This window comes from Collinsella ihumii, assembly GCF_900046475.1.
Lineage (GTDB): Bacteria > Actinomycetota > Coriobacteriia > Coriobacteriales > Coriobacteriaceae > Collinsella > Collinsella ihumii.
Map to the genome: position 1 here is coordinate 1 of NZ_FCOU01000031.1, position 9008 is coordinate 9008.

Sequence of the window (9008 nt, forward strand, 5' to 3'; positions counted from 1 at the left end):
ATCGGACTAGACCGGGGCGGGGGGCGTGGGTGTGTGGGTGGGGCCATCAACAACCAGATCATCAACGGCGTGGAGCTGGGCGACTGTCTCTTATCCACATCTAGATGTGTATAAGAGACAGCAGCTGCACCGCCTTGTGGGCACGCGCCGGCTCGGTGACCTCGCCCGCATGCGCGATGACCACGCCGCACTTGGTGCTCTTCACGAACTCGATCATCTTGGGATCGGTGAAGCCCGTCACGTCGTTCACGATAGAGGCGCCCACGCGCACGGCGGCCTTGGCGACCTCCACATGGCGGGTGTCGATGGACACGATGGCCCCGCGCTGGGCAAGCGCACGGATGACGGGCAGCACGCGCTTGGCCTCCTCGTCGGCCGACACCGGCGTAAAGCCGGGCCGCGTGGATTCGCCGCCCACGTCGATGATGTCGGCTCCGGCGTCGAGCATGGCCACACCGCGAGCCACGGCGGAATCCACATCGAGATTGCTCTCGTCGCCGTCGCTAAATGAATCCGGCGTGACGTTCAGCACCCCCATGATGCGGGGACGGTCGAACTTGATCTCGTACTTTCCGCAGCGCCAAGTCTTGGTATCGTGAGCCATGAATATCCTTTCGCCGCACCGCCGCGCGATGCCCATGCGATCGATGTACACGTGTCTCTATTGTATCCAGACGCAGGAGCTCTTGTACGCGGCTCCCGCGCACCGCACGAAAAAGCAAATTGATATTGGGGGCGTTCTTGTCGTCCGAACGGGCGCGGTACAATAGACCAACCCTTGCAGAAAGGACGGTCTATGAAGCGTTTCCATAGCGTATGGCGCGCGTGCGCCCTCTCGTGCGCCCTGGTGGCCGGGCTGAGCCTCGCCCCCATCATCGCCGGGGCGACGGCAGCGGACGCGGCAGCTGCAACCGACGGCATCCTCATCACGCTCGACAGCGCGGCCTCCGCGCAGGCCCGCTCGCTGGGCGGTGACGACGTGAACCTGCTTGCCGAATCCGAGGTCGTCGCCCAGCTGGGTCAAGCAGGACTTGAGGTCAGCGACTCGTTTGAGGGCCAGGGCGGCCAGGTGGTGCTCACCGCGGATACCACAGGCGACCTGAGCGACGAGGAGGCCCTCACCCAAGCGCGCGACATCGAGGGCGTAGCGGATGTCCAATATAACTACGTGTACCACCTTGTCGACATCATCGAGGAGGATGCTGCGAACAGCGCGGGCACGTCCCGATCCGGCGTGAGCACGCTGACGGTCTCTTCGGTCAACGACCCCTTCGCCCAGATCTCCAGCCCTGCGGCGGACAACAACCAGTACTGGCTCTACAACGCCAACCTGGACGACGCGTGGGAGCAGGCGCAAAGCGACCACGACATCACCATCGCCGTGCTGGACTCCGGCGTGGATCTCGACCATAAAGACCTTGCCGACAACATCCTGACCGATCTCGCCTGGGACGCAACGCTCGAGCAGCCGCTCTCCGAATGTGAAATCACGGACTGCGCGGGCCACGGCACCATGGTGGCCGGCGTCGCGTCGGCCGTCGCCAACAACGCGCTGGGCATCGCCGGCGCTTCGTACAACGCCGACCTGCTGCCCATCAAAGTGGTGGACAACGAGGAGCGACAGATCACGAGCGCCGATTTGGTCAAGAGCTACGAGTACCTGTTCGACCTGGTCGACAGCGGAAAGCTCGACAATCTGCGCGTCATCAACATGAGCCTCGGCGGCTATGAGGACAGCCAGGCCAACGACGAGGCGTTCCACAATGTGATCAAGACGGCGCTCAACACGTACGACATCCTCACCGTGTGCGCCGGAGGCAACGGAAACCAGACCACCACGCCCAACACGGGCAAGATGTACCCCGCGGATTTTGACGAGTGCATCTCGGTGACCGCGCTCGAATCCGACGGCACCAACCTCGTGTGGTCGGACTACAACGAGTTCAAAGACATCAGCGCACCGGGCCAGAACATCCGCACCACGAACATGAGCGGCGGCTTCTCCACGGCAAGCGGCACATCGGTGGCCTCCCCCATCGTGAGCGGCACCGTGGCGCTGCTGTACGCCGCGGATCCCGACGCCACGCCCGAGCAGGTGCGCGCCGCCCTGGAAGAGACCGCCGCGCCCGTGGTCGACGAGGAGCACGACCGGACCGAGGTGAGCGGCAGCGCCGGCGCGCTGGATGCCGGGGCGGCCGCGGAGCAGCTGGTGGACGCCGTCGAGCCGGAGCCCGAACCCGATCCGGATCCCGAACCCGAACCCGAGCTGCCGTTTGTCGACGTTGACCACGAGTGGTACTACTCCGCCATCGTGTACGTGTACGAGAACGACATCATGCACGGCCTGTCCGACTCGCCCCGCTTTGCCCCCAACGAGCCCATCGTGCGACAAGACGCCGCCGTGGTCCTGTACAACATCCTGGGCAACGGTGAGAAGGCCCCCGACTGCGGGCTTGTCGACGTTGGGCAGGATTACTACACCGACGCGGTGAACTGGGCCGTCGCGCACGGATACATCAACGGATACGAAAACGTGGCGACCGACGAGGTCACGCACTTCGGCGTGGGCGACCCCCTCACCCGCGAGCAGCTGGCGTGCATCGTGGCCAACATCGCACGTAACGACGAGCCATTCGGCAGCATGGCGAAGTACGAGAGCATGCCGGATCATGACAAGACCAGTACGTGGGCCGTGGCCAACGTGGTTTGGGCCATCAACAACCAGATCATCAACGGCGTGGAGCTGGGCGACGTGCGCTACGTGGCGCCGCAGAACAAGACGACGCGCGCCGAGATGGCTGCGATCATGATGAACTGCCTGGAACAGGACGTGTTCTAGAGCGGGTTGATTGGTTTTTGTCCGCGCTCCGGTTGGGGCGCGGACGGGTTTGCGCTCCCCGGGATTTCGAACGGCCTTGTCGGGGCCGGCGAGGTTCCGGGGATTTCTTTTGATGAAACGTCGGGGGTTCCCCTGGTTGCTCGTGTGCGTTTTTCGGTATGAATTCACGATCGTGGTCAATTTGCCCATCGAACCGGGGAATGGACGCTGGATTGTGGGATGCGGGGCGGCGAAGGCGACTTGCGGTGCGGTATGGACAATATAATATGTATTGTATCGGTGCGTCCGGGAGCTGTTTTTCCACCGGGCGGCCAGGAAGGTGCGGCGGCCCTACGATAGACTTGCTTGAATTAATACGAAACAATAATCAGTCGGGCGACGCAATCCCGGTTCGATGGGTAAATTGACCACGAACTCAAATAGATAGCGTGGGAGCGCTCGCTCGAGGTTTCCTTCTGCGCTGCTCGAGCGCGTAAAGCCGTACCGCAGAAACGCCACTTCGACTCGCTGCCGCGTCTTTAATCGGGCGCCTTCTCGATATCCTCCTCGTGGCTTTTAGTTTGTTTAGCTGCAGACAACGTAGATCTTTAGGTGTGGATGTTTGCCTTTTGCCCCCGGAACGCACGGACGCCTGAATGGCTCTATTTGGTAGCTTGCTGACAAATGAGTGTGTGTCCATCAGAAAAGCGGGGCCGTAAATCGGCTCTCATTGTCTCGTTTGGGTGCCGAGGTCCATTGACGGGCGGCGAATCAGATTTCCACCATTACATAACGGACAAAACAGCTGCCTTTACAAGATGAAAACTGTCCCATTTCGCGTCTGAATCGCCCTAAAAACTATGCCATCTACCTGCGGTTTTAATGATTGCATCGATAACTGGCGATTATCTGTTCCTTACGGAAGGAGAAAGACGTATGACAGCTTGCGTCAACAGGAAGCACACTAAGAAGGTGGCAGCCGTCGTGACCGCGTCCCTGGTGGGCGCGCTCTCCCTGGGCGCCGCCCCCGTGGCCGCTATGGCGGACACCGGGATCGACCTGCAGTTCGCCGACCCGGAGGGCGCGTTCTCCAATGCCGAGATTACCAGCGCCACCTTCATGCACGGCGAGAATCTGCTCACCCAGGGCGCTGATGGCGTGTGGGAGACCACCTACGTCAAGAATCTGCCGGTGTTCCTCGACAATGTTGCGGTTCGCATGTTCGGTACCGGTGCCGGCGCGAGCTTCAACATCAACGCGACGGACCCCGACGACAACTACGACGTCGCCTACTACAAGCGCGGCGCCGACGGCAAGCCCGCTGACGACCAAGAGCTCACCGGCGATATCAGCGCGGTTGGCAATTACGTCGCGGTCGTGACCGCCGTCGAGGGCAACTACAAGGGCGGCGTGATTTACGTCCCGTTCGACATCAACCCGATTCAGGTGACCAACGTGACGGTTGATGGCCCGAGCGCTGTTACCTACAACGCCGAGAGCCATGACTTCAGCTTCGCGTTCGACGGCGAGAAGGTCTACGAGGGCGTTGACTACACGGTCTACTATGTGCCCGTGGGCCATGATGCCACCGAGGCCAGCTCCACCGATGTCAAGAATGTCGGCGACTACAAGGCAGTGATCACCGGTATCGGCAACTACGCCGGCACAGTCGAGCTGTCCCAGGTCATCACGGTCTCCCCGCTCGACCTCTCTGGTGTTCAGAGCGCCACGTACGTTGTCGGCCTGACCTCCACCAGCGACACCGAGCCCGAGAACCCCTACTGCATCTGGATCGACGGCGTTCGCTACGAGGATGGCTCCGCCATCATGAATGAGCTCAAGGCCGACATCGACCTGAGCAAAATGCCCGCCGATACCATCTGGCACGAGAACGGCGACTACACCTACAAGGTCGTCTCCGCCAAGGGGGCTTCCGACAGGAACATCCTTAACTCCACGATGTTCGTCGCCCACAAGGTCTCCTTCAATGTCGACTTCAGCTACGATGGCGAGGCTCTGCCCGAGACCTTCGACATCTTCATGAACGATGACGACACTCAGTTCGACGCGACTGAGGTCACCGGCCATGCCGCCAACGGCACCGTCGATGGCGTGGACATTCCGAGCGATGAGGTCAACGTCGCCGTCTACAATCAGTGGGGCGAGGACGTCGAGGATCTCGGCTGGGACTGGCAGAACATGCCCGGCACGTACAGCGTTGTCGTCAGCTACGTCAGCCCTGATAACACTATCGGCGGCTTCGACTTCATCGACGTCACCGTGTATCGCGAGGCCGTCAACGCCGACGCCAAGGCCGCCGTGCTGTACGACACCAACGGCGATGGCGAGGAGGAGGTCGTTTCCTCCATTAACGCCGTGTTCGACGGCACCGACCTCATGGACGACATCCGCGTCGCCGTCGAGGACTCCAACGGCCGCAACGTCATCGGTGACTGCCAGGTCAAGTACTACAACGCCGAGGGCAAGGAGGTCGGCGAGCTCGTCAATGCCGGCACCTACACCCTCAAGGTGACCTCCGACCTGTACAAGATCTCCGGCACCACCGAGATGACCATCACCATCTCCCCGCTCGACGTCTCCGCCGTCCGCGTCGGCGCCCTCGAGGAGATGCCGTTCGACAACAGCGACAACACCACGACCTATCTGCCGTGGCTTGAGAATGGCTATGCGCTGAGCAACACCGGCTTCTTCACCAGCTTGGACATTCAGTATCAGAGCGGCGACAACTGGGTTGCCTTCCCGATGAACGCAATCCTGGTCACCATCCTCGATGCCGAGGGCAACGAGATCGAGACCATCATGGACGAGGGTGCCTACACGCTCCACTTCGAGGCCCGCAACGCCGACGCCGAGAACAACTACGTCGTGCCCGCCGACATCACCTTCCACTGCATCAAGGGTGAGCACCTGCTGTTCGCCGATGTCGCCTACACGGACTACTTCGCCGATCCCGTCGCCGCCGTCAACGCCCGCGGTTTCATGAACGGCTACAACGACACGTGGCTGTTCGGCTCCTACGACGCCATCACCCGCGGCCAGGTCGCCTGCGTCCTGTACAACATGGCGACTTACGCCGGGCAGGTCGACGAGTCCGATCTCACCTACAACGAGATCAGCGGCTACGAGACCGGCTTCAGCGACGTGAACGGCAAGGCCTACTACGGCAAGGCAATCGCCTGGGCCAAGCAGGCCGGCGTCGTGAACGGCTACGGCGACGGCACCTTCGCGCCCGACGCGCCCGTCACCCGCGAGGAGTTCGCAGCCATGGTCTCGAACTACGCCTCCAAGTACGACCAGTCCTATGACGGCACCGCCGATACGTCCGTCCTTGATCAGTTCGATGACGCTTCCGGCGTCTCCGACTGGGCGACCGAGGTCGTGGCCTGGGCCGTCGAGAACGGCATCATGGGCAACGGCGGCTTCCTGAACGCCTCCGGCGACATCATCCGCGCCGACGCCGCGTGCATGGTCTACAACTACGCCATCGCCGAGTAGTCTCCGCACATCGTCACACGATGACATCCGAGCCCTCCCCTCCGGGGGAGGGCTTGCGGGAGGGTTCTCGCGAGAGAGTCCCCCCGCAAGCCTTAGGCTGATAAATGCAAGCTGTCGCACAAGGCTCGATGCAGAACGGGCCCCTTGGACGGAAATCCAAGGGGCCCGTTCGGCAATTTTGCGCAAATCAAGAATGTGTTCGATAATTTTCTTGGTCGAATCTCCCTGGGCTCCAGGAAGCGTCTCTTGCCGATAGGCGCATGAACCAATGCCGCTCGCCTAGGCCCGCCCGGCTTGTTGCGAGTCCCTACGGGCAGCGCGATAGCGATAGCCGAGTCGGTGGAGGGGGCGCTCCGCATTCGCCGGATTTAAACGTCCTTCGCGGATACCCTTACCTATTTCTCCCTTTTAGTAAGCCGAGAAGCCTCCGTCCAATCCGATCCGCAACGGTCGGCTCCGGCGGGAGGCCGAGTGGCCAGCGCCTGCGCAGCTCCGCGGCCCCGGCGCCGGAGGAGAGCGCCGACATGAATGTCTCTCTGTCCGGATGCGGCGCGGGGGACCTTTCGAGCGACGGGTTGCCCTCGAGCACGGAGGCGTACTCCGACGGGTCCGACACGAGGGCGTCGGCGATCTCCTCGATCGCCCGCATCCCCCTCTCCGTGCGTGCGATCACAGCCGACACGCCGCGCGACCGGTCGACTTCCGGGTGGGCCCCTCCGACCCCCCCAGAAGTCGCCGAGGGTGACATCCGAGCCGCACCGCCCTTTCGCGGGGCAGGCCGCGCAGGACGGCCTAAGGCAGATGCTCCTCAGGAATGCGAGCAGGTACCAGTCCTCCGCGTGGGGCACGAGCACCTTCCTGCCCCCCGGCATGCCGTACGCGACCGAGTAGCCCTCCCACGGGGGGTCTTTCCTCCTGAAATCGACCGCCTTGATGCGCGAGGGGAGGCTTCTTCCCACATGGGCCCTCCAGCGCTCCCAAAGGAGCGGCGGAGGGGCGCCGTGGCAGATGACGTCGACGGCAAGGAGCCGGGCCCTTGCGACGCCGCGCGACTCGAGGTATCCCGTAAGGCCTGCCACCTGGCAGGCCGTCCCGCAGTACAGAACCGTGCGCCCCTCGGCCAGATCGCGTCCCACCATGGCATACGTCTCGGGGAGGACCGTCGACTGCAGGTACTTCGACATCAGCAGCGGCTCCAGCGAAGACGGGTCGTCTGCCTTGGCGTGCGAGACGGACCGGCACGCCTTCTCCCAGCGCGCCCCGAACACGGTCCCGCCTCGCGAGATGACGTGGCGGGCCATCTGCCCGAACACGCCTCCCGATGAGGAGCGCTCGAGGAGGCGGCCGTCGCGCGAGACCGCCCACGACGTCGACAGTGAATCTACCCCGATTCCGTTTACACCCCTACGCCGCCGTTTTGGCGGCGCCCTCCATATGCCTCGCCTCGAACTCCTCGGGGCTGAGGTGCCCCAGCGCCGAGTGGATCCGCACCCGGTTGTAGAAGCACTCGATGTACTCGAAGATCTCGAGGGCTGCCTGCTCGCGCGTCTCGAACGTGCGGGCGTGTACGCACTCGGACTTGATGAGGCCCATCAGCGACTCCATCGCGGCGTTGTCCCACGGGGACGAGACCGACCCCATCGAGGGCCTGATGCCGGCTTCGCGCATCGTCTTGCCCAGCAGCAGCGACACGTACTGAGAGCCGTGGTCGCTGTGGTGGACGCACCCCCTCTTCGGGCGCCGCCTCGCTATCGCCATCTTGAGCGCGTCGTCGGCAAGGTCGGCCGTCATGTGCGGGGACATCGACCAACCGACTATCATCCTCGACCATATGTCCATGACCACGGCGAGGTAGAGCCATCCCCGGTGCGTGCGCACGTAGGTGATGTCCGCGAACCATGCGCGGTTCGGCCCGTCCGCCGAGAAGTCTCGCTTGACCAGGTCGGGAGCCACGTTCGCCTGCGGCGCGGCCGGTTTGGCCGCGCCCTTCGGCCTCCTGGCGCAGCCGCGCGTCGTTCCGACCATGCCGTTGTCGCGCATGAGGCGCGCGACGCGCTTGCGCGAGGTCCGCTCGCCGGCCCTCTTGAGCTCGGCGAAGACCTTCGGCGCCCCGTAGTTTCCCCGGCTCGCCCCGTATATCTCGGAGATCTTCGCCGCGAGCTCGGCATCGCGCAGGTCGTGCGCGCTGGGCGGCCTCTTCCTCCACGCGTAGTAGCCCTGGCGGGTGACCTTCAGCGCGGCGCACATCTCGGACACGCTCCAGGAGCCTTCGTTGAGAAGGATGAAAGCGAACTTGGCCCTCTCCGCCCGGGCGCCTACAGCTGCCTGCTGGCGAAGAAGGCGCTCGCTTTTAAAAGCACCTCGTTCTCGCGCCTGAGCCGCTCGACCTCCCTGCGCAGGCGCCGGTTCTCCTCGGCCACCTTGAAGGGGTTGTCCTCGGGCGGCGCCTGCGCGGCATCCGCCCTCTTGACCCAGTCCGACAGGCTCCCCGGGTCGACCCCGAGCTCACGGGCGGTCTCCGCGTAGGTGCCGCCCCTCTCCCTGTACAGCCTCACCGCCTGCTGCTTGAACTCCGCGGTGTACTTCGGTGACGGTTTCCCCATCCCCGCCTCCTTTCCCCGTTTACGGCATCATGCCGAAACGGAAGTCCGTGTGTCAACGGGAATGGGGCAGA

5 protein-coding genes and 2 pseudogenes are annotated in these 9008 nt (G+C 63.4%); 2 read left to right on the forward strand and 5 right to left on the reverse strand.

Annotated elements, in window-relative coordinates; all coding sequences use genetic code 11:
- Positions 1-121: 121 nt before the first annotated feature.
- A pseudogene (gene folP, locus BN3789_RS12150) lies at positions 122-604 on the reverse strand (dihydropteroate synthase); the annotation flags it as partial.
- A 192-nt stretch (positions 605-796) separates the two neighbouring features.
- Between folP and BN3789_RS12155 the strand changes: the two are divergent.
- Together BN3789_RS12155 and BN3789_RS12160 are read left to right on the forward strand one after the other, a co-directional pair.
- Positions 797-2839, forward strand: a complete 2043-nt coding sequence (locus BN3789_RS12155) for a S8 family peptidase (protein WP_066834745.1) — start codon at positions 797-799, stop codon at positions 2837-2839.
- 915 nt (positions 2840-3754) lie between these two features.
- On the forward strand, positions 3755-6334 hold the full coding sequence (locus BN3789_RS12160; RefSeq protein ID WP_066834748.1) for an S-layer homology domain-containing protein: 2580 nt from the start codon (positions 3755-3757) through the stop codon (positions 6332-6334).
- A gap of 391 nt (positions 6335-6725) precedes the next feature.
- Here BN3789_RS12160 and BN3789_RS13315 read toward each other — a convergent pair whose 3' ends face one another.
- From BN3789_RS13315 to BN3789_RS12175, 4 genes and pseudogenes are all read right to left on the reverse strand, one after another.
- Complete coding sequence (locus tag BN3789_RS13315; RefSeq protein WP_066834751.1) at positions 6726-6983, reverse strand: hypothetical protein; 258 nt, start codon at positions 6981-6983, stop codon at positions 6726-6728.
- An 82-nt stretch (positions 6984-7065) separates the two neighbouring features.
- Positions 7066-7635: pseudogene (locus tag BN3789_RS13545) on the reverse strand (Coenzyme F420 hydrogenase/dehydrogenase, beta subunit C-terminal domain); the annotation flags it as partial.
- Positions 7636-7738: 103 nt separating this feature from the next.
- Complete coding sequence (locus tag BN3789_RS12170; RefSeq protein WP_229254389.1) at positions 7739-8617, reverse strand: IS3 family transposase; 879 nt, start codon at positions 8615-8617, stop codon at positions 7739-7741.
- Positions 8618-8649: 32 nt separating this feature from the next.
- Positions 8650-8937 carry a transposase gene (locus BN3789_RS12175; RefSeq protein WP_066831778.1) on the reverse strand — a complete coding sequence of 96 codons (288 nt, stop codon included), beginning with the start codon at positions 8935-8937 and terminating at the stop codon, positions 8650-8652.
- Positions 8938-9008 lie beyond the last annotated feature (71 nt).

Coding starts and splice junctions, on each gene's coding strand:
- BN3789_RS13315 (WP_066834751.1), bottom strand. CDS start 6,983: ATGCGGGCGATCGAGGAGATCGCCGACGCCCTCGTGTCGGACCCGTCG.
- BN3789_RS12160 (WP_066834748.1), top strand. CDS start 3,755: ATGACAGCTTGCGTCAACAGGAAGCACACTAAGAAGGTGGCAGCCGTC.
- BN3789_RS12175 (WP_066831778.1), bottom strand. CDS start 8,937: ATGGGGAAACCGTCACCGAAGTACACCGCGGAGTTCAAGCAGCAGGCG.
- BN3789_RS12155 (WP_066834745.1), top strand. CDS start 797: ATGAAGCGTTTCCATAGCGTATGGCGCGCGTGCGCCCTCTCGTGCGCC.